Origin of the sequence: Pseudomonas sp. GM80, from assembly GCF_000282515.1 — a bacterium.
Lineage (GTDB): Bacteria > Pseudomonadota > Gammaproteobacteria > Pseudomonadales > Pseudomonadaceae > Aquipseudomonas.
The window spans coordinates 1-19,601 of record NZ_AKJD01000264.1 but is presented as its reverse complement, the minus strand read 5'-3'; the positions used below and the strand labels follow the sequence as shown (position 1 = coordinate 19,601).

Genomic DNA, 19,601 nt, shown 5'->3' with positions numbered 1-19,601 from the left:
CGGCAGCTCCTACAGGGGTGTTTTCAGTAGACGTCGCGACGGTAGCGGCCCTGTTCGATCAGGCGTTCGACTTCGGCGCTGCCGAGAACGTCGTTGAGTACCTGGTCCACGCCTGAGGCCATGCCTTGCAGGCTGCCGCAGATGTAGATCACGGCACCGTCAGCCAACCATTTTTTCAATTCGTCAGCCGACTCACGCAAGCGATCCTGCACATAAATCTTCTCCGCCTGATCGCGCGAAAACGCCAGATCCAGCCGTTGCAGATCACCATTGATCAACCACTCTTCCAGCTCCGCGCGGCAGAGGAAATCGTGCTCACGATTGCGCTCACCAAACAGCAACCACTGGCGCTGCTGGCCGTCGGCAATCCGTGCCTTGAGCAAACTGCGCAGCCCGGCCAGGCCCGTGCCGTTGCCCAAAAGAATCATCGGCACCGGCTCGTTCGGCAGGTGGAAACCACTGTTGCGGCGCACGCGCAAGCTGATGGCGCCACCAACCGGCGCATGCTCGGTCAACCAGCCGGAACCGATGCCGAGGCTGCCATCGGCATGCTGTTCCTGACGTACGATCAGCTCCAGCACACCGTCGGCGGCAATCGAGGCGATCGAGTATTCACGCATGGCCAGCGGCACCATCGCGTCGACCAGCGACTGTGCGTGTAGGCCGACCAGATGCGCGCGGTGCTCAGGCAATTGACGCGAAGCCAGTGCGACTTCCAGCGGCTCGTCGAGGCCGTTGATTTTCACCGTGGTCTCGCCACGAATACCCAGGCCGTCGAGGAAATGTTCGATGGCCCACGGGCAGTTGCGGGGGAGCACTTCCACCAGGTCACCGGCCATCCAGCTGCTGGTGTTCGGGGCGCTCAGGCCCAACAGATAAACCGGCGAACCGCTGCTGTCCGGGTTCATCAGTTCGCGGCGTGTCAGCGTCCAGTTGTCGTAGCTCGGCGCCTGCCAGGTATCGACCGGCGCTTGTCCGGTGAGCAGACCAAGTTGTGTCTGCCAGTGACGCAGCGCGTAGGGATCGCCACTGTCGACTTCCACCGGCGCAAACAATGTCTTGCCGCCGTGTTCACTCAGCCATTGATGCAGGCGTTTGGCGAAGCCGCAGAAGTGCTGATACTGACGATCGCCAAGCCCGAGCACGGCGTAGTTCAGGCTGTCGAGTGTCGAGGCCTTGCCCAGCACTTTGCGCTCGAAGCCACGGGCGCTGTCTGGCGCTTCGCCGTCGCCGAAGGTGCTGACCACGAACAGCGCATTGTTCGACTCACGCAGATCCTGCTCGCTGACATTCGCCAGCGGCTGCACCTTCACCGGCAAACCGGCGGCCTGCAATTGTCCGGCGGTTTGCCAGGCCAATTGCTCGGCAAAACCGCTTTGACTGGCAAAACCGATCAGCCACGCCGACGCATCGCCGGCCGGTTGCTCGAGACCTTTGCGCGCGTCCTTGATCTGCTTTTTCTTGCGCCGACGATCGAGGTACAGCAGCCAGCCGGTGATGAAAAACAGCGGCATGCACACCGCCGCGAGGGTGACGATGATCCGCCCGATCAGGCCGAAATAGCTGCCGACGTGCAGCGCATAAATGCTGGTCAGCAGTTGCGCCTTGAAGCTCTTGTCGGCGTAACGGTCGACACGTTTGACGATGCCGGTGGCCGGGTCGAGGGTGATCTGGTTCAGCGCGCGCTCATGCGGCGAGTTTTCCAGCAGATAGAACACCGTTGCCGGTTGGCCAGCCACGGCCGGCATGCGGATGTTGTACGCCGACAGGCCTGGGCCGGCGGCGCTGTAGATGCTGCTCCACATCGCCGCGTAATCGGCAGTTGGCGCCGGGCCTTGCGGTGCCGGGCCACGACCGCCGCGCACGCGCTCGTTTTGCGGTGCGTCGGAAAGCAGTTTGGTCAGGCCCTTGTTGTACCACTCGTACGACCACGACAACCCGGTCAACGCCAGCAGCAGATAGACCAACAGGCACCAGGTGCCGGCCACCGAGTGCAAATCCCAGTTGAAGGCGCGGCCGTTTTTCTTCCAGTCCAGCGTCAGCCACACGCGCCAGCTGTTCCACTGGCGCGGCCAGCGCAGGTACAGACCGGAGAGGCAGAAAAACAGCAGGATCAGCGTGCAGGCGCCGGTGATGTTGCGCCCGGTATCGCCCATCGCGAGGAAGCGGTGCAGTTGCAGCATCAGGCCGAAGAAGTCCTGGCCGACGGCATCACCCATGAACTCGCCGGTGTACGGATCGAAGTAGCGCATCTCGCCGCGACGCTCACCCTTGGGCGGGGTGAAGAACACTTTCGCTGCGCTGCCGCTGTCGGTCTCGACCCAGAGCATCGATACGGTCTTGCCGGAGGTGGCTTCGATGCGCTCGACCAGTTCGACCGGCGGGAGGACGCCGGCGACTTGTTTTTCCACCTGCAGGACGGAGGGATTGATCGCCCGCAGGATTTCATCCTGAAACGAATAGGCCGCGCCGGTGATGCCCATCAGGGCCAGCACCAGGCCTGCGGTGATGCCAAAAAACCAGTGCAACTGGAACAGGGTTTTCTTCAACACGTCACTCGCCGTCCATTCGGAAATTGTCTTCACGGCGCGCATTATGCCGTGGGTTATCGAGAAGCGTTCTTTATTACGCAGAAAAGCCCCGTTCAACTGAATGAACGGGGCCGACTGTTTTTGCAGGAGCTGCCGAAGGCTGCGATCTTTTGATTTTGCTTTTAAAGATCAGGATCAACAGATCGCAGCGTGCCGCAGCTCCTACAGGGTCAGAAGTGGAAGTTGGTGCTCAACAATGCCGTACGGCCCGCCGCCTGGTTGGCGAAGTGGGTCGAGAAGGCTTTGTCGTAGTAGTTTTCGTTGGTCAGGTTCTGCACGTTGAGTTGCAGGTCGACGTTCTTTGTCAGCTTGTAGGCGGCCATCGCGTCATAACGAACATACGAGTCAACCATGGTGGTATTGGCCACGCTGCCGAACACGTCATCCACGTAGAACGCACCACCACCGATGGTCAGCTTCGGCGTGACTTGGTAAGTGGTCCACAGGCTGGCGCTGTTCTTCGGTGTGTTAGGCAGTTCGTTGCCGTCGTTGGCGCGGCCCAGTGGACCACCGTCGACTTGCTCGCTGTCCATGTAGGCGTAGCCGGCGAACACTTGCCATTTGTCAGTGATCTTGCCGCTGGCCGACAGTTCGACACCTTGCACGCGAGTCTTGCCGGCGTTTTCGTACGACGAGGTGTCGACTTGCACGCGAGCGTTTTCTTTCTCGGTGCGGAAGATGTCAGCGGTCAGCGACAGGCGATCGTTGAGCAGGTCCCACTTGGTGCCGATTTCGTAGTTCTTGGTGGTTTCCGGCTCCATGTCGCTGCTCAGCAGGTTGCCGGCACGGTCGGTGCTGCCGCCCAACGGGTTGCCTTCCTGACCTTCGCCCAGGGTGTTGCCCGGTGGCGTGGCGGAGGTGGCGTAAGACGCATAAATGCTGCCGTTTTCCGCTGGCTTATAAACCACGCCGAACTGACCGGTGACGAACTCGCTGGTGTCAGCACCCTTCGAAGTGGTGGTGCCGGCGTTGGTGTAAGTCTTGTAGCCGGTTTCGAAATGGTCGTAACGCAGGCCCATGTTCACCAGCCATTGCTCGGACAGCTCCAGGGTGTCGAACGCATACAGTGCGTAAGTATCGGACTGGGTGTCGGTGCCGGCGTAGTTGCGCGAGATCGCACCGTTCCACGGATCGTTCGGGTTCGGATTCGACAGCGACGTGCAGTTGTAGTTACTCGACGCGCCGATCATCGACGGCGTGCAGTTGCTGCTCGATGGCACGTTGGTGGTGCGCGGCGTGGTGTCGACGTTGACGTTGTACGAGGACTTCTGGCTTTCCTCACGGGTGTATTCAACACCGGTGGAGAAGCTGTTCTTGAAGCCGGCGACGTAGAAGTTGCCGAACAGGTCAGTCTGGTTGGTGGTGGTCTCGGTGTTGCTCACGCGCGTATTCGCACGGCGCCAGACCGTGCCGTTGTTGACGTTGCCCTTGCTGTCGTCCGGCTGGGTGAGGATGTAATCCTGCATGCTGGTGCCGTGACGCAGGGTGTTCTTGATCGTCAGCGAGTCGCTCAAGTCATGTTCGATGGCGAAGGTCGCGGTGTCGGTGCGGCCCTTGCGGAAGTCGCGATCCAGACCGTAGAAATTGCTGTGGTCACCGCCAGCGTATGGCTTGTCCGGGTTGGACTTGGTGCGCGCAGCAGAGCCGCCGGTTGGAATGGTGTAAGGGATGCCCGAATCCGGGGTGTCGTTGCTTTCCAGGTGGTAGTAATCGAGGTTGACGCGGGTGTCGGTGCCCAGGCCAAAGGCCAGGGACGGGGCGATGCCCCAACGGTCATAATCGACCTTGTCGCGACCGGCGACATTGCTCTCGTGGCTCATCAGGTTCAGACGGCCAGCCGCGGTGTCGCTGAACTGGTAGTTGCCGTCGAGGGTGTAACGCTGAGTCTGGTCAGAGCCCCAGGTGAAACCACCGTCGAACGAGTTACCCAGATGGGCTTTCTTGCTCACCAGGTTGATGCTGCCGCCCGCTGCGCCACGACCACCGATGGCGGAGTTCGGGCCCTTGCTGACTTCAATGTTTTCCACGGCGAAGATTTCGCGGCTCTGCGAACCGGTGTCGCGCACCCCGTCGAGGTAGGTGTCGCCCTGCGCGTCGAAACCACGAATGAACGGACGGTCGCCCTGTGGGTTGCCGCCTTCACCGGCGCCGAAGGTGATGCCCGGCACGGTGCGCAGCGCGTCCTGCATATTCAGGGCGCCGGTGTCTTTGAGCACTTGTTGCGGAATTACGGTAACCGAACGCGGCGTGTCGACCAGCGGCGCGGTGTACTTGGGCGAGGAGGCTTTTTCGACCTGGTAGGACGTCGCGTCCTGCGCTTCGCCGGTGATGGCGGTGGCGTCCAGGGCGATGGCATTGCCGGAGGCTTTGCTGTCGGTCTTTTCGGCAGCGATCACCATGTGGCCAGCGGAGCCGGCGGTAATCGCTACACCGATTGCAGAGGCGAGCAGACGTGGTGAACTGACCGGTAATTGTGCGTGTTGACGTGCCATTTTTATTCCCCTCCCCAAGGATTTGAGGCGGCGGAATATAGGGTAAACACGTATTCGTATCAATTGCGAAACATTGTTATTCGCACTGAATTTACATTCTTTACAATTTAACCTTACGGTTTCTGCCAGTTCATTCGTCTCCCGGGTTTTACACGGCCAATAAGAATCAATACCATTGCCGCCTCTTTGCCATCAGGTGACATCGCCATGCTGCTGCACATCCCCGCACTGTTCGCGAAAGAAGAAGTGCAGCGCATTCGCGAAGCTTTGGAGCAGGCCGATTGGGCCGATGGCAAGATCACTGCGGGCTTTCAGTCGGCCAAGGCCAAGCACAATCTGCAATTGCCTGAAGGTCATCCGCTGGCCAAGGAAATCGGCGCGGCGATGCTTGAACGGCTGTGGAAAAATCCGCTGTTCATGTCGGCCGCACTGCCGCACAAAGTCTTCCCACCGTTGGTCAACTGCTACACGGCCGGCGGCAGTTTCGACTTCCATATCGATAACGCTGTGCGCCAGCCCAAGGGCAGCATTGAGCGGGTGCGTACCGATCTGTCGGCGACGCTGTTCTTCAGCGAGCCTGAGGATTACGACGGTGGCGAACTGGAGATCCAGGACACCTACGGCACCCAACAAGTGAAATTGCCCGCCGGCGACATGGTCTTGTACCCCGGCACCAGCCTGCACAAAGTCAATGCGGTCACTCGCGGCGCGCGTTATGCGTCGTTCTTCTGGACGCAAAGCCTGGTGCGCGAAGACAGCCAGCGCGCGCTGCTGTTCGAGATGGACGGAGCAATCCAGCAACTCACCCAGGACATGCCCGATCACCCTTCGCTGATTCGCTTAACCGGTACTTATCACAACCTGCTGCGTCGCTGGGTTGAGGTATGAGTTTTCTATTGCGTCGCGAGGAAGTCCTCGACGGCGAGCAACTCAGCGCCATGCTCACTGAAAGTCCGGCCCGTGCGGCCCAAGCCATTTTGCTGGCAGCGGGCGAGGGCGAGGTTGAAGCGCAGGCATTGCTCGGGCAAATCCTGCTGGACGGCCAGGGTATCGCGCAGGACCCGCCGCTGGCTTTGCGCTGGTTCGGCATCGCCGCCGGACGCGGGCACCTGATGGCGCGCAACATGCTCGGTCGTTGTCATGAGCATGGCTGGGGGTGTGTCGCCGATGCCGGGGTTGCCGCGCAGCATTATCGAGTCGCGGCGCAGGCAGGGCTGGATTGGGCGATGTACAACCTGGCCAATCTCTTGGCGACCGGGCGCGGCGTGGCGGTCGATCAGCCGCAAGCATTGGCGCTTTATCGCCAGGCCGCCGAGTCCGGACACGCCAAGTCGATGAACCTGCTCGGGCGTTATCTTGAAGAGGGACGCCATTGTCGCGCGGACCCTGCCGCAGCCTTCGACTGGTATCGCCGCTCGGCGCAGGCCGGCGACTTCCGTGGCCAGTTCAGTTATGCCAGCGTGCTGGCCGAGCGCTCACAGATTGAAGAGGCGTCAGGCTGGTACCGCAAGGCGATGCTCGGGGGGCATGCTGCGTTTCTCGGCGTGGCTGCCCAGACTTTGGAGAGCGCAGCACACCCGGCCATTCAGGCATTGGCTCAAGAGTATAAAGAGCGCGCAGGGCACATCAGCGTCTAGTTGAATTCAAGGCGCTGTTCGCAAGTATCGAGTCGTATGTCCAGTTGTTAGTATTCTTTATAAATATATTGAAGGCATGAAACGCTTTTTTTAAGTGCGGCTTTTATGTTTAAGTCTGTCTGGCAAGTTTAAGTTCTTACGGGTTCTGACTTGTTTTTTGATTTTACTTAACTTAAAACTGATTAAAGGAATGATCATGTCTTCTTCCAGCTTATGGGGCGATGCCCTGAATAATGCCTCGCCTGAACAAGTTATGCAGATGGCGGCAGCGGCGCCAAAGTTACTAAGTGACGCATCGACGTCGGATGGCGATGATGTAGTACGCGACAGAGGGTTGCTCCTCACTAAAAAGCAGATCATTGATTTGCGTAAATATGAAGCCGCCGGCCTGGCGCTGCCGCATACCCTGAAGGATGTCGAAGATTATCTGCGCTATGGCGCGGGGCAGAACGGCGGCCCAGGGTTGAATCCGACAGATTTCCTCTCGACCTTTGTAAACACCCGCAACCACGCAAGACGCTGGTCGCCGCTGCGTGAACGCATCATGATGACCGGGCAGGGGCTGAAGAGCTTTGCCAGCAGCATGCTCAATTATGGCAAGGCGATTCAGGAAGTCTTGAGCGACGATGATTCGGTCGCGTTCCTCAAGAAAAACAAGATTAAAACACTTGCCCAGCTTAAAGCACTCGAAATTGAATTGGGTGACAAGTTTCCAGATATTGAAATTGATCCGGATACCGTCGCGACGTTGGGCTATTACCTGCAGCGAATATTCGAGCGGATCAATAAAAACCTCAGCGATGTGCAAGGCATCAAGAATGACCTGGACCTATTTGGTTATGATCTGCGCGAGCATGTCCTGCCCAGTATAAAACTCAGGGTCGGTTTGATCGACAGCAGTTCGTTGGCAGCAGATATCAAGGTATTGAAGAACGACATCGATAATCGTGCCAAAGAAATCGATATCAAAAACACTGAATACAAGGCCGCTGTTCAGGAGGCATTGAAGTCTGCCGCCGGGATGAACATCGTGGGCCTGGCCATGGCTATCTACATGGGGGTGGAGGCGGAAAATATTCGTGCTGCACGCAAAGCGTTGTATGCCGAACAGGAACGGGATATCCAGGTGTTGGCGAGCAAGAACCAGACACTCGGTTCTCTTGCCCGCGTCAAACATGACCTGCAAAGTCTGATGATCGTGGCCATCGATGCCGACATCGCCACGCAGAACCTGATGCATGTCTGGAAAAGCCTCTACCTGCACATTTCCAACTCGGTCGCTGCGATGGGCCGCGTCAACGATGCCTTGAGCCTGCGGGTCTTCGGTACCGAGTTCGAAGAAGTCGTGCTGCCATGGAAAGCCATCGAGACCGACTCGGACAAGCTTATTCAGGTCTTCAAAGAGGCTGATGAAGAATACGAGCGCAACTATTCGTTCAGCACGCGAACCTCGCGTGTGATCAGTCTCAGCGCGACAGTGAGCTATCCGCCTGTGGACATGGCCACCCTGGCCGCCACTGTCGAACAGATGCGTGAAGCTCGCACTCAGGCAGAAGTCTTGAAGACTAAACTGGGTTACCTGCCCGATCTGTTCGACCGCTTCAAGCGCACTGTGAGTGGCATGGGGCAATGCCAAAACCAATTGCAGGATTCGGCCCAGACCGGAGTGAATGATCTGCAAAACAGCCTGCGACGTCTCGCCCGCAACGAGAAGGATCGGTTGAAAGAAACCGATCCTGAGGTCATTGAAGAAATCGACGATGAGCGCAAGGACATTTTGCGTTCGATTTCCTCTGCCATGACCAGGCAGGCAACTCTGGTGCGTAACGCCTTGCGCAATATTGATGCACGGTTTGATATGCGCCTGACGCAGGCTTACATCGCCGATTTCCAGCGCGACGCGCTCGTGGCCGATGCAGAAATTGCGCAGCTGGACAGCAAACTTGCAGAGCTTGCGGCTGATCGAAAGGTCATCATTGACGGGGTCAATCTGCTGGAAAAAAGCGGTATCGAGAATCTGGGCAAGGACGTTGAGCTGACCATCGCCAAGATCACCGAACTGGGCCTCGCTCCGCCGGAAATCAAACTGGTGATGGCGGCCATCGACCAACTGAAGCGAACCCTTATTGGCATTAGTGAGTCTGTGCGCTTCCTGGACATGGTGCGTGAGAGCGACAAGCTGAAGCTGAAAATCGATGGCGTGCAGGCCGAGATTGAACGCGAGCGCGCAGGTATCCGTGATTCGCAAGGCAAGGTCACTTACCTGAAGGCCATTCACGCCATGGAAGACTGTCGCGCCGAATATGCCGCCACCTACCGTCCTGCCGTGAATGCTTTTGAGCAGTTGCGCGATGCAATCGATGTCGACGTGTCGGACGACTGTGATGCACTCAGTGCCGCGTTGAAACAGCATGCGCCACTGTTTATCGCTTTCCTTAATCCGCTGTCCGTTCCGCAGCGCTGAGTCTGCCGGTAGGCGTGCTCTGCATTTGTTGTGATATCAGAGTCCGGCGCAGGATTGCCGATGGGCACGGTTCCATCGGCAATGAAAGTACGATCAGACTAAGGAGAGGCTGATGCTTGAATATTTACTGGCAGAAAAAAACTTCGCTGCATTGAAGCAGTACGTGAAGTTTCTGCAGGATCTACCCCCTGCCTTGCAGGAAATGACCGAGTTTACTGAAATCTTCGAACGGCAAAAGCACATCATGGTGCCGCCGCCGAATGTTCAAAGCCTGAGGCAGGCTGCACAAACCAGTGAAATGTGTTGGCGGGCGATACAGGTGGCCACACCGGCGCTCGGCAGCCATTCTGCGCAGGTGTTGCGTGAGATTTTTGCCTTCATCGAAGAGTTTCAGGTCGTCGTTTCAAAGGCCGACAATCGCCGAAAGACGATCGTCACGATCGATCCGCGGCAATTTTCACTGGTGAGGTCGCCTGCCTGGGGCAATGCACCTGCCGAAAGCATCATCGATGTGCTGCGCGAAATGGATCGCCGGCTTGAGCAATATCGGGGCATGTTGCTTAATTTCAAAACCCGGGTGATCGGACTGGCCGAGTCGATCCACGGCATCTTCGTGCGTTTCATCGAGTGCCTGACGATGCCGATATGCACGTGCGATAAACCGATCCCCAAGATTGAGGCCTATTACAGTCTGGGTAAAATCGGTCTGCCCGGCACGACTTATGAGCCAGGCCGGTTGTATTCGCAGGAGGAGCGAATCGCGCAGTCCAAAGAACATGTCGAGTTTCTGTTCAACCTGCGCCGGCGCGCTGCCAGTGCGGCGAACAACCTCAGCGATTTCTGCTATCGGATGTCGTGCATGCTGGATGAAGCGCAACAGATGCTTCGAAACCATTATCCGGCGATGACGATGGCGCGGGCGAAATCTGCGCTGCCGATGCTCCAAGGGCCGTTGAACGATGTGCAAAGCATGTCGGACCAACTGGGCAAATTGACCCGGCTGTAACGCATAAAAAAGCCCATGACAGGTCATGGGCTTTTTGCGTTACGGGTAAGACGCTTACACGTAATACGACTTCAGCGGCGGAAAGCCGTTGAACTCGACCGCGCTGTAACTGGTGGTGTACGCACCGGTCGACAGCCAGTACAGACGATCACCGATCGCCAGGTTCAGCGGCAAACCGTACTTGTAGTTTTCGTACATGATGTCGGCGCTGTCGCAAGTCGGGCCGGCGATGACCACTTCTTCCATCTCGCCTTTCTTCTCGGTCCAGATCGGGAACTTGATCGCTTCGTCCATGGTTTCGATCAGGCCGGAGAACTTGCCCACATCGGTGTACACCCAGCGCTCCACGGCAGTACGCGATTTGCGCGCAACCAACACCACTTCGCTGACCAGAATACCGGCGTTGGCGATCAACGAACGGCCTGGCTCGAGAATGATTTCCGGCAGATCATCACCGAAGTCTTCCTTGAGGAAGCGGATGATTTCTTCGGCGTAGGTTTCCAGGCTGTTGGTGCGGGTGATGTAGTTGGCCGGGAAGCCACCGCCCATGTTGATCAGCTTGAGATGGATGCCGTCTTCTTCTTTCAGGCGTTCGAAGATCACTTTGACCTTGGCGATCGCCGCGTCCCAGACGCTGATGTCGCGCTGTTGCGAACCGACGTGGAAGGAGATGCCGTAAGGCACCAGACCGAGGTCGCGGGCGAGGATCAGCAGGTCCATGGCCATGTCGGTCTGGCAGCCGAATTTGCGCGACAGCGGCCAGTCAGCCGTGGTCGAGCCTTCGGTGAGGATGCGCACATAAACTTTCGAACCCGGCGCAGCCTTGGCGATGTTGCGCAGGTCGGCTTCGGAGTCGGTGGAGAACAGACGTACGCCCTTCTCGTAGAAGTAGCGGATGTCCTTGGATTTCTTGATGGTGTTGCCGTAGCTGATACGGTCGGCGCTGACGCCGCGATCCATCACTTTGTCCAGCTCATAGATCGAGGCGATGTCGAAGCTCGAGCCTTTCTCTTTGAGCAGGTCGATGATCTCGACGGCCGGGTTGGCCTTGACCGCGTAGTAGACCTTGGCGAATTCGAAACCGGCGCGCAGGTCATCGTAGGCCTGGCTGATCATCGCGGTGTCGATCACCACGAACGGGGTTTCCTGTTTGTCGGCGAACGCCTTCATTTTGTCAAAAGTGGCGCGCGCGAAATAATCTTCGACCTGGATCGACATGCTAGGGAGCTCCTATGGCAAACGTGTAAAAACAATGGGTGCAAATGAACGTCCTCCGTATCCCCACTTTGGTTCGCCTACTTCCCAAGGCATGTCGCCGAAAGCAAAAAGGCCATGGGTGCGTTGCTGCCCTTGGCCTTGCTGTCTCGTCGTCAGTACTTGAGCCGGATGGATCGTTTCCAGCATGGACGTTCGGCGCGAACTTTAGGGCGTGAGGGGCCTGAGATCAACAAAAAATGTCGCATTTCTGCACGCTTCCGTCGTGCGGTCTTCCCTGACTCCTGATGTAACCGACCGAGATGACAGAAGGATGTTCCCCTCGCAGAATTCTTTCCTTCCGCCAGCATCCTCAAGCTCGCGTAATAACGGCCCTTGAAGTTTATTTCGAAAAAGTATCAATGACGCTGTTAAGACTGTCATTTCTGACAGGTGTTTATTGTTCTTTATATCCCTAAGGTAGGCACCGGTAACTCTCTTTTAACCAAGTGCAAGCAAGCGTGCCGGCAACTTTAAAGTTATCCGCACCCACGTGCCCGTGCGCTGCTGATTTATCGAACTATCACGTCGGGGATCAAAGGATGAAAAGAATAAGTGCGTTATTGATTGCGCTGACCCTGTCCGGTTGCGCAACACATGAAGTACCGCAGGAACAGCCGACACTTGTCACTGCTTCAGCGCCGATCAACGTGAGAGCCAATGGCACCGGCCCGGAGATCGCGGCTTACTTGACCAAGGCTTACAACGACACGGCGACCCTGTGTAAAAATCGTCCGTCAGCCCCAGCGTTTCTGTGCTCTGGCGTACTCTTGCGTGCTACGAACCATTCTGCCAGTTACCGATTCTGGGATCCGAACCCCCAGTCGACCGGCGTTTCGTTTTCCTTCCTCCGTACCGATGCAAATTTCAACAAGTTGGTGTTTGGTTATAAAAACGGCTTTATTTTCTATCCGTTGTTTTTCTCTCCGGTGGGTAAGGTCTACCCAACGGTCTTATGTTTCTTTCCGGTCGATGCGGGTGCCGACTTGCGCGATGATCAAGGCTGTGGAGTACAAGTGGCTTATCCTGTCGTTGGCAAACCATGCCAGTCCCAAGGTATTAACACCGCCGCCCAATATATTGATCACTACAACAAGTCGACGGTGAAGTATGGAAGCCTGTGCGGATTTAATGTGCGCGATAGCTTAAATGAAGGGGCAACCACTGCATTTAACGAGGCGCTCAAGGCGCAGGGCATGGGCGGCACCTTTGCTTTCAATACGCAAAACGAATTCCGCATGGGTAAATGGGCTCAGGGCCTGGGTAAAACCTTGCCGATCGAAGCGGTTTTTTACATCAGTGATTCTGGCAAGGCCTCGGCCCAGGCCGATCAGAAGGATTTCAAGACCCACACCGATATCTGGATTCCGGTGATCAAAATCACCCTGCCCCAAACGCCCACCGAAAAAGCCAAGTTCGAGTTTTTCGCGGCCGACCAGGCCATTACCTCCTGAACGAACAACCGGGCCATTCTCCGTGGAGACTGGCCCGGTTCGCCGTATCAGGCCAGCGCCGTCTCTGCTGGCGAGACAATGCTGGTTTTACCCCCTCGGGATTTACCCGAGCTCAGGTACTCGGCAATCGACTCCTGCGTCACCTCACCGAGGAACACGCGCTCGGCGTCCATCACTGGCAACCACGAACGATTGAACTCGTACATGCGTGACAACAGAATGCGCAAATGCTCGTCGTAGGCGGCCGTGGCGTTGAACTCGCGCAAGTACTGCGCGCACGTGCCGGTCTGACGGTGCAGGTCGCGACGGCGTACATAACCCAGCGCCTTGTTCTCGGCACAGGTGACCACCACATAGCGACGGTCATGCTCGTCCATCAATTCCAGCGCATCGGCCACCGGGGTTTCCGGGCTTACTGACGGCGCGTTGTCCGCCGCATCTTCCGCTTTCACCAACAGCAGGCGCTTGAGCGTACTGTCCTGACCCACAAAGTTGCTGACAAAGTCGTCCGCCGGGTGCGCGAGCAGCGTGTCCGGATGATCGATCTGCAGCAGTTTACCGGCGCGGAAAATCGCGATCTTGTCGCCGAGCTTGATGGCTTCGTCGATGTCGTGGCTGACCATGATCACGGTCTTGTTCAGCGCGCGCTGCATCTCGAAGAATTCGTTCTGGATCATCTCGCGGTTGATCGGGTCAACGGCACCGAACGGCTCGTCCATCAACAGCAGCGGCGCGTCAGCGGCCAGTGCACGGATTACACCGATGCGCTGTTGCTGACCACCGGACAGTTCACGCGGGTAGCGATGCAGATACTGCTTGGGCTCCAGCTTGATCATGCTCATCAATTCGCGGGCGCGGTCGTGGCATTTCTGTTTGTCCCAGCCGAGCAGTTTCGGCACGACGACGATGTTCTCTTCGATGGTCATGTTCGGGAACAGACCGATCTGCTGGATCACGTAACCGATGTTGCGACGCAGAGTCACTTCGTCGAGATCAGTGGTGTCTTCACCGTTGATGAGGATCTTGCCCGAGGTCGGTTTGATCAGGCGGTTGATCATCTTCAGCGTGGTGCTTTTGCCGCAACCCGATGGCCCGAGGAACACACAGATTTCGCCTTCATTGACGGTCAGGCTTACCGAGTCCACGGCTTTGACATCTTTGCCGTTGCTTTGGAAAGTTTTGCTGAGGTTTTGAAGTTCGATCATTTGAGCAGTCCTTTTGGAGTCAACGAGCGTTGCAGCCATTGGAGAAACAGGTCAGCGAAAATGGCCAGAAGACTGACCAGCAGCGCGCCGACGATCAGCATCGACATGTCACTGCGGCTGATGGAAGCAAGGATCAACACACCGAGGCCGCCAGCGCCGATGGTCGCGGCAATGGTCATTACGCCAATGTTCATCACCACGGCGGTGCGCACGCCAGCGAGGATCACCGGCACGGCGATCGGCAATTCAACCATGCGCAGGCGCTGGCCGAAGGTCATGCCGATGCCGCGTGCGGCTTCACGAATACCGGGTTCTACGCCGGTGAGGGCGAGGTAGGTGTTGCGCATGATCGGCAGCAATGAATAGAGAAACACGGCGGTGATCGCCGGCATCGGGCCGAGGCCCTGGCCAAATTTGGAGTAGAACGGCAGCAGCAGACCGAAGAGGGCAATCGACGGCACGGTCAACAGCACCGTGGCGCTGGCCTGCAAGGGGCCGGCGAGGGTCGGAAACCGTGTCATCAGAATGCCCAACGGCACGCCAACGACAATTGCCAGGGTCACGGCGATGCCGACGAGGGTGATGTGCTGCCAGGTCAGGTGCATCACCTGCTGCCAGTCGAGGTGGGAAAAGGCGTTCAGAAATTCCATGACTTTTCCTCCTTAGTTGAGTGGGTGCTGGCGCAGGAAATCGGCGGCCACTTTCGATGGGCTTTCGTGATCGACGTCGACCCGCGCGTTGAGCTGGCGCATGGTTTCGTCATCGAACAGTTCGGCCAGCGGCTTGAGTTGCTCGGCCAGTTGCGGGTGCGCGTCGAGGTAGGCCTGACGCACCACCGGCGCCGCGGTGTAGTCGGGGAAGTAATGCTTGTCGTCTTCCAGCAGTTTCAAGCCGAAGGCGTTCAAGCGACCGTCGGTGGTGTAGACCAGACCGGCAAACACCTGGCCGTTGCGCAACGCCGTGTAAACCAGCCCGGCATCCATCTGGCGGATGTTCTTGCGGCTCAGGTTCATGCCGTAAAGGTCGACCATGCCGATCAGGCCGTCGGAGCGGTTGGCAAACTCGGTATCCAGCGCTACCAAGTGATTAGTCTTGGCTTCGGCGCGCAGCACTTCGTTCAACTGGCTGATGTTGTTGATCTGCGGATATTCTTCAGCGACCTTTTTCGGCAGCGCGAGGGCGTAGGTGTTACTGAATTTCGACGGCGTCAGCCAGATCAGGCCTTTTTTTGCGTCGAGTTCTTTCACCCGGGCGTAGGACTGGGCGCTGTCGAGTTTTTCGGTGACATGGTTGTAAGCCACCAGCGACACGCCGGTGTATTCCCAGAGCATGTCCAGCTGCCCGCTTTCGTGGGCGCTGCGGGCGAGGTTACTGCCCAGACCACCGGTGATCTGCGCGTCATAACCTTTACTGCGCAGGTATTGCGCGGTGATTTCGGCGAGCAGGGTCTGCTCGGTGAAGACCCGGGCGCCGAGGCGGATCACCGGTTTTTCAGCGGCTTGCGCGATGCCCGCGAACAGCAGGACGCAACCTAAGATCAAACAAAGTCGTTTCATATTCATTCCTTCGCAAAAGCCTTAAGACGGGCGCAAACCGCGTTCCAGCCAGAGGCGGCTGGCGAGGGTGACGACGCCATCGAGCAGCAAGGCCAGCAGCGCGGTGCACGCGGCGCCGAGCAGCAGTTGCGGCTGATTGTTCAGGGCGATGCCGGGGAAGATCAGGCTGCCGAGGCTGTTTGCGCCGATCAGGAACGCCAGTGGCGCGGTGCCGACGTTGATTGCCAACGCCACGCGCACACCACCGACAATGATCGGCACCGCGTTGGGCAATTCGACTTTCCACAGCACTTGGCGCGGCGTCATGCCGATGCCGACGGCCGCTTCTTTGAGCGAGCCCTGGACGTTTTTCAGGCCTTCGTAGGTGTTGCGCACAATCGGCAACAAGGAAGCGAGGAATAAAGCGAAGATCGCCGGGCCACTGCCGATGCCGAGGACGCCCAGGGCAATCGCGAGCACGGCCAACGGAGGCACGGTGTTACCGATATTGAAGATCTGCATGAAGCGTTCAGCACGGCCGACCATGGTCGGGCGACTGAGGAAGATGCCGGCAGGGATGCCCACGACAAGGGCAGCCAGCATTGAAGCGAGGACGAGAATCAGATGAGCTTGCAGGTAAAACAACAAATCGTCGCGGTAGTGTTCGATCGTGTTGATGCCGATCCAGTGGACCAGCAGGGCCAGGAGCGCGATCACCACCGCACCTCCCATCAGCCCTTTGCCATAGCGGATAGCCACAGGCGGACTCCTTTTTTTGTAGTCGGCGAACGCTCTCCCGTGTGGCATGCCAAGCCTTGGCTGCCGGGAGTGAACGTTCGCGAGAAGCAGCTCCCTCAGCACCGGCAAAAAGCGGTCTGAAAGCGAGCCATGAGCGCAGCCTCGTCAGGCTAACTTGCTGATTTTTCAGCCCCTGACGAAAATTCGTAACAGGGGATGGACGTCTCCGTGCTTTAAAAGGTTCCCACATAAGATGCCATCTGGCCACCGGTAGGAGCTGCCGAAGGCTGCGATCTTTTGACTTTGTTCTAGAGCAACAGATCAAAAGATCGCAGCCTGCGGCAGCTCCTGCGGGGTTTTGCGGGTCCGAGGGACGGTGGTTCGGCGGTTACTTTTTAAGCTATACTCGCCGCCCTTTTTTGAATCACCGCCAGGCGATTTCCCATGACCAACCAGGCCGCCGAAGTCGCGAAACGCCGCACTTTCGCCATTATTTCCCACCCCGATGCCGGTAAAACCACAATCACCGAAAAGCTCCTGTTGATGGGCAAGGCGATTGCAGTGGCCGGTACGGTGAAATCCCGTAAATCCGATCGCCATGCGACATCCGACTGGATGGAGATGGAGAAGCAGCGGGGTATTTCCATTACCACGTCGGTCATGCAGTTCCCGTATCGCGAACACATGATCAACCTGCTCGACACCCCGGGCCACGAAGACTTCTCCGAAGATACCTACCGCACCCTGACCGCGGTGGACTCGGCATTGATGGTCCTCGACGGCGGTAAAGGTGTCGAGCCACGGACCATCGCGCTGATGGATGTCTGCCGTCTGCGTGACACGCCGATCGTCAGCTTCATCAACAAACTCGACCGTGACATCCGCGACCCGATCGAACTGCTCGACGAAATCGAAGCCGTTCTGAAGATCAAGGCGGCGCCGATCACCTGGCCGATCGGTTGCTACCGCGACTTCAAGGGCGTGTACCACCTGGCCGACGACTACATCATTGTTTACACCGCCGGTCACGGTCACGAACGCACCGAAACCAAGATCATCGAGAAGCTCGATTCGGACGAGGCGCGCGCGCACCTGGGCGACGAGTACGAGCGTTTCATCGAGCAGCTGGAACTGGTTCAAGGCGCCTGCCACGAATTCAACCAGCAGGAATTCCTCGACGGTCAACTGACCCCGGTGTTCTTCGGTACGGCTTTGGGCAACTTCGGTGTTGATCACGTACTCGACGCCGTTGTCGATTGGGCGCCGCGCCCGCTGGCCCGTGTGGCCAACGAGCGTACCGTCGAGCCGGTCGAAGAAAAGTTCTCGGGCTTCATCTTCAAGATCCAGGCGAACATGGACCCGAAACACCGTGACCGCATCGCCTTCATGCGTATCTGCTCCGGCAAGTACGAAAAAGGCATGAAGATGCGCCACGTGCGCACTGGCAAGGACGTGCGCATCGGCGACGCCCTGACGTTCTTCTCCTCCGAGCGTGAGCAGCTGGAAGAAGCGTTCGCCGGCGACATCATCGGTCTGCACAACCACGGCACCATCCAGATCGGCGACACCTTCAGCGAAGGCGAAACCCTTGGTTTCACGGGCATCCCGCACTTCGCCCCGGAACTGTTCCGTCGCGTACGCCTGCGTGATCCGCTGAAATCCAAGCAACTGCGTCAGGGCCTGCAACAACTGGCCGAAGAAGGCGCAACGCAAGTGTTCTTCCCGGAGCGCAGCAACGACATCATTCTGGGCGCCGTCGGTGTGCTGCAGTTCGACGTGGTCGCCAGCCGCCTGAAAGAGGAATACAAGGTCGAGTGCTCCTACGAGCCAATCACCGTGTACTCCGCGCGCTGGATCGAATGCAGCGACAAGAAGAAGCTTGAGGAATTCTCCAACAAGGCAGTGGAAAACCTTGCAGTCGATGGCGGTGGTCACCTGACCTATCTTGCGCCGACGCGGGTCAATCTGGCCCTGATGGAAGAGCGCTGGCCGGATGTGAAATTCCGTGCGACGCGTGAGCATCACTAAGTAGAAGTCACTGCATTTCGCGACGTTGAACGTTGAGTAGTGCTGGTGCGAAAGAAGCCCCACAGGTGTTTGCCTGTGGGGCTTTTTGCTTTCTGGCTTAGTTGTCCACTGTCAGATCTGACAGTAGACGCTGGTTTTGCGAGGACGTTAGATGAGTGAACGGCGCCGTCGCCGATCATGCAGAAGGGATTGCTGATGACCCGTCAAACCGCATCGAATACGCAGGGGGAGCTTTGGGCAAAAAATGAGCAAGGCAGGCAAATATTCGAAGCCCAGTACCTACAGTTTTTGCAACCGGACTCTACCGCGATTTGGGTGGGGGGCGAGGTCAATGGAAGCTTTGACCAGCGCCTGCACTTTTACATTCCCAAGAAGTATTGGTTGGCAGGGGTTCACCCAATCAATCTCGATAAAGACACCGAAGCTTATTACAACGATCAGTTCGGCAAGACCTGGACGACGCAGCCTGGCGGCGAGCTCACGATCCTGCAGATTGATCTGGCCATGGAAACAGTGATCATTAAATTTGAGTTCGTCACAAAAAAAGACGTCGATGATGGGGATTGCCTAACGTTAACCGGTTCAGGGTGGCTTAAAGGCTTCACGACTGACCCCTCACCTGCCAGCGCTACTTATCTTCAAACATTAAGAAACGCGAAAAATCCGGCTTAGTTGTCATCGCTATTAACGCTATTCAAAACCGGTCTTTCATCGCCCGGCATTTTCTCCATTCCCTTAGCGTCCTATCTGGTGAACCCGGCTGATCGGAACTAGATTTCACACAGCACCAGTCAGGCACGTATGTCTCACCTGCAAAAGGATGGAGTCGGTTATGAAGAGCAGATTGCTACGCGTTTTATTGCTGTTGAAAGTGATGGTGATGCTGTCCCTCGGCACCGCGACGGCCTGGGCCGAGTGCGAGGATCACGATTCTCAGGCGTTCAACGGGCAGGTCGGGCACAGCTCGATGATGCTCGCCAAGTCGGAGTCCGAACCGGGTGACCAGGATCAGGGCGGCAGCGCCGATGATGACGACTCGACCACCGACGAGCCGGACACTGATGATCCGGACGAAGGCGACAGCCAGACGTAGATCAAAGATCAAATAAACCCCTGGTTGCGATATCCCTGTAGGAGCTGCGGCACGCTGCGATCTTTTGATCTGGATTTTATCAATAAGAATCTAAAGATCGCAGC

15 protein-coding genes are annotated in these 19,601 nt (G+C 57.6%); 8 read left to right on the top strand and 7 right to left on the bottom strand.

What is annotated here, in order from left to right; genetic code table 11:
- Positions 1-23: 23 nt before the first annotated feature.
- Together PMI37_RS30385 and PMI37_RS30380 are read right to left on the bottom strand one after the other, a co-directional pair.
- Positions 24-2,552, bottom strand: coding sequence for a PepSY domain-containing protein (locus tag PMI37_RS30385; protein ID WP_045123355.1), 2,529 nt, complete (start codon positions 2,550-2,552; stop codon positions 24-26).
- Between the two features lie 209 nt (positions 2,553-2,761).
- A complete protein-coding gene (locus tag PMI37_RS30380) occupies positions 2,762-5,083 on the bottom strand; it encodes a TonB-dependent receptor (RefSeq protein ID WP_008088766.1) in 2,322 nt (773 codons plus the stop codon).
- A gap of 207 nt (positions 5,084-5,290) precedes the next feature.
- On the opposite strand from PMI37_RS30380, the gene PMI37_RS30375 reads away from it, so the two are divergent.
- From PMI37_RS30375 to PMI37_RS30360, 4 genes are all read left to right on the top strand, one after another.
- Positions 5,291-5,971 carry a Fe2+-dependent dioxygenase gene (locus tag PMI37_RS30375; protein ID WP_008088764.1) on the top strand — a complete coding sequence of 227 codons (681 nt, stop codon included), beginning with the start codon at positions 5,291-5,293 and terminating at the stop codon, positions 5,969-5,971.
- On the top strand, positions 5,968-6,720 hold the full coding sequence (locus PMI37_RS30370; protein WP_008088762.1) for a tetratricopeptide repeat protein: 753 nt from the start codon (positions 5,968-5,970) through the stop codon (positions 6,718-6,720). The genes PMI37_RS30375 and PMI37_RS30370 overlap by 4 nt, the downstream gene beginning before the upstream one ends.
- 196 nt (positions 6,721-6,916) lie before the next feature.
- Positions 6,917-9,184, top strand: a complete 2,268-nt coding sequence (locus PMI37_RS30365) for an alpha-xenorhabdolysin family binary toxin subunit A (RefSeq protein WP_008088760.1) — start codon at positions 6,917-6,919, stop codon at positions 9,182-9,184.
- A gap of 112 nt (positions 9,185-9,296) precedes the next feature.
- On the top strand, positions 9,297-10,190 hold the full coding sequence (locus tag PMI37_RS30360) for a hypothetical protein (RefSeq protein WP_008088757.1): 894 nt from the start codon (positions 9,297-9,299) through the stop codon (positions 10,188-10,190).
- A gap of 54 nt (positions 10,191-10,244) precedes the next feature.
- Here the strand turns inward: PMI37_RS30360 and PMI37_RS30355 are convergent, their stop codons facing one another.
- On the bottom strand, positions 10,245-11,408 hold the full coding sequence (locus tag PMI37_RS30355; RefSeq protein WP_008088754.1) for a type III PLP-dependent enzyme: 1,164 nt from the start codon (positions 11,406-11,408) through the stop codon (positions 10,245-10,247).
- Positions 11,409-11,986: 578 nt separating this feature from the next.
- On the opposite strand from PMI37_RS30355, the gene PMI37_RS30350 reads away from it, so the two are divergent.
- On the top strand, positions 11,987-12,898 hold the full coding sequence (locus PMI37_RS30350) for a hypothetical protein (RefSeq protein WP_008088752.1): 912 nt from the start codon (positions 11,987-11,989) through the stop codon (positions 12,896-12,898).
- 47 nt (positions 12,899-12,945) lie between these two features.
- Here PMI37_RS30350 and PMI37_RS30345 read toward each other — a convergent pair whose 3' ends face one another.
- From PMI37_RS30345 to PMI37_RS30330, 4 genes are read right to left on the bottom strand one after another with little or no spacing between them, the layout of a single operon-like run.
- A complete protein-coding gene (locus PMI37_RS30345) occupies positions 12,946-14,103 on the bottom strand; it encodes an osmoprotectant ABC transporter ATP-binding protein OsmV (protein ID WP_008088750.1) in 1,158 nt (385 codons plus the stop codon).
- On the bottom strand, positions 14,100-14,753 hold the full coding sequence (locus PMI37_RS30340; RefSeq protein ID WP_007915307.1) for an ABC transporter permease: 654 nt from the start codon (positions 14,751-14,753) through the stop codon (positions 14,100-14,102). Before PMI37_RS30340 ends, PMI37_RS30345 begins: the two co-directional genes overlap by 4 nt.
- A gap of 12 nt (positions 14,754-14,765) precedes the next feature.
- On the bottom strand, positions 14,766-15,659 hold the full coding sequence (locus PMI37_RS30335; protein WP_008088748.1) for a glycine betaine ABC transporter substrate-binding protein: 894 nt from the start codon (positions 15,657-15,659) through the stop codon (positions 14,766-14,768).
- A 21-nt stretch (positions 15,660-15,680) separates the two neighbouring features.
- Positions 15,681-16,370: an ABC transporter permease gene (locus PMI37_RS30330; protein WP_169844036.1), complete on the bottom strand. Its 690-nt coding sequence runs from the start codon at positions 16,368-16,370 to the stop codon at positions 15,681-15,683.
- Positions 16,371-16,820: 450 nt separating this feature from the next.
- On the opposite strand from PMI37_RS30330, the gene PMI37_RS30325 reads away from it, so the two are divergent.
- The 3 genes from PMI37_RS30325 to PMI37_RS30315 all read left to right on the top strand — a co-directional run bounded on the left by PMI37_RS30325 (position 16,821) and on the right by PMI37_RS30315 (position 19,497).
- Positions 16,821-18,404, top strand: coding sequence for a peptide chain release factor 3 (locus tag PMI37_RS30325; RefSeq protein WP_007915312.1), 1,584 nt, complete (start codon positions 16,821-16,823; stop codon positions 18,402-18,404).
- A 195-nt stretch (positions 18,405-18,599) separates the two neighbouring features.
- Complete coding sequence (locus tag PMI37_RS30320) at positions 18,600-19,076, top strand: hypothetical protein (protein WP_008088745.1); 477 nt, start codon at positions 18,600-18,602, stop codon at positions 19,074-19,076.
- Positions 19,077-19,236: 160 nt separating this feature from the next.
- Positions 19,237-19,497, top strand: a complete 261-nt coding sequence (locus PMI37_RS30315; RefSeq protein ID WP_008088743.1) for a hypothetical protein — start codon at positions 19,237-19,239, stop codon at positions 19,495-19,497.
- The last annotated feature ends 104 nt before the right edge of the window (positions 19,498-19,601 follow it).

What these genes read in the sequence shown, in the direction of transcription:
- PMI37_RS30315 (WP_008088743.1), top strand. Translation starts at nt 19,237, where the DNA reads ATGAAGAGCAGATTGCTACGCGTTTTATTGCTGTTGAAAGTGATGGTG.
- PMI37_RS30360 (WP_008088757.1), top strand. Translation starts at nt 9,297, where the DNA reads ATGCTTGAATATTTACTGGCAGAAAAAAACTTCGCTGCATTGAAGCAG.
- PMI37_RS30335 (WP_008088748.1), bottom strand. Translation starts at nt 15,659, where the DNA reads ATGAAACGACTTTGTTTGATCTTAGGTTGCGTCCTGCTGTTCGCGGGC.
- PMI37_RS30325 (WP_007915312.1), top strand. Translation starts at nt 16,821, where the DNA reads ATGACCAACCAGGCCGCCGAAGTCGCGAAACGCCGCACTTTCGCCATT.
- PMI37_RS30340 (WP_007915307.1), bottom strand. Translation starts at nt 14,753, where the DNA reads ATGGAATTTCTGAACGCCTTTTCCCACCTCGACTGGCAGCAGGTGATG.
- PMI37_RS30380 (WP_008088766.1), bottom strand. Translation starts at nt 5,083, where the DNA reads ATGGCACGTCAACACGCACAATTACCGGTCAGTTCACCACGTCTGCTC.
- PMI37_RS30355 (WP_008088754.1), bottom strand. Translation starts at nt 11,408, where the DNA reads ATGTCGATCCAGGTCGAAGATTATTTCGCGCGCGCCACTTTTGACAAA.
- PMI37_RS30370 (WP_008088762.1), top strand. Translation starts at nt 5,968, where the DNA reads ATGAGTTTTCTATTGCGTCGCGAGGAAGTCCTCGACGGCGAGCAACTC.
- PMI37_RS30345 (WP_008088750.1), bottom strand. Translation starts at nt 14,103, where the DNA reads ATGATCGAACTTCAAAACCTCAGCAAAACTTTCCAAAGCAACGGCAAA.
- PMI37_RS30320 (WP_008088745.1), top strand. Translation starts at nt 18,600, where the DNA reads ATGACCCGTCAAACCGCATCGAATACGCAGGGGGAGCTTTGGGCAAAA.
- PMI37_RS30330 (WP_169844036.1), bottom strand. Translation starts at nt 16,370, where the DNA reads ATGGGAGGTGCGGTGGTGATCGCGCTCCTGGCCCTGCTGGTCCACTGG.
- PMI37_RS30365 (WP_008088760.1), top strand. Translation starts at nt 6,917, where the DNA reads ATGTCTTCTTCCAGCTTATGGGGCGATGCCCTGAATAATGCCTCGCCT.
- PMI37_RS30350 (WP_008088752.1), top strand. Translation starts at nt 11,987, where the DNA reads ATGAAAAGAATAAGTGCGTTATTGATTGCGCTGACCCTGTCCGGTTGC.
- PMI37_RS30375 (WP_008088764.1), top strand. Translation starts at nt 5,291, where the DNA reads ATGCTGCTGCACATCCCCGCACTGTTCGCGAAAGAAGAAGTGCAGCGC.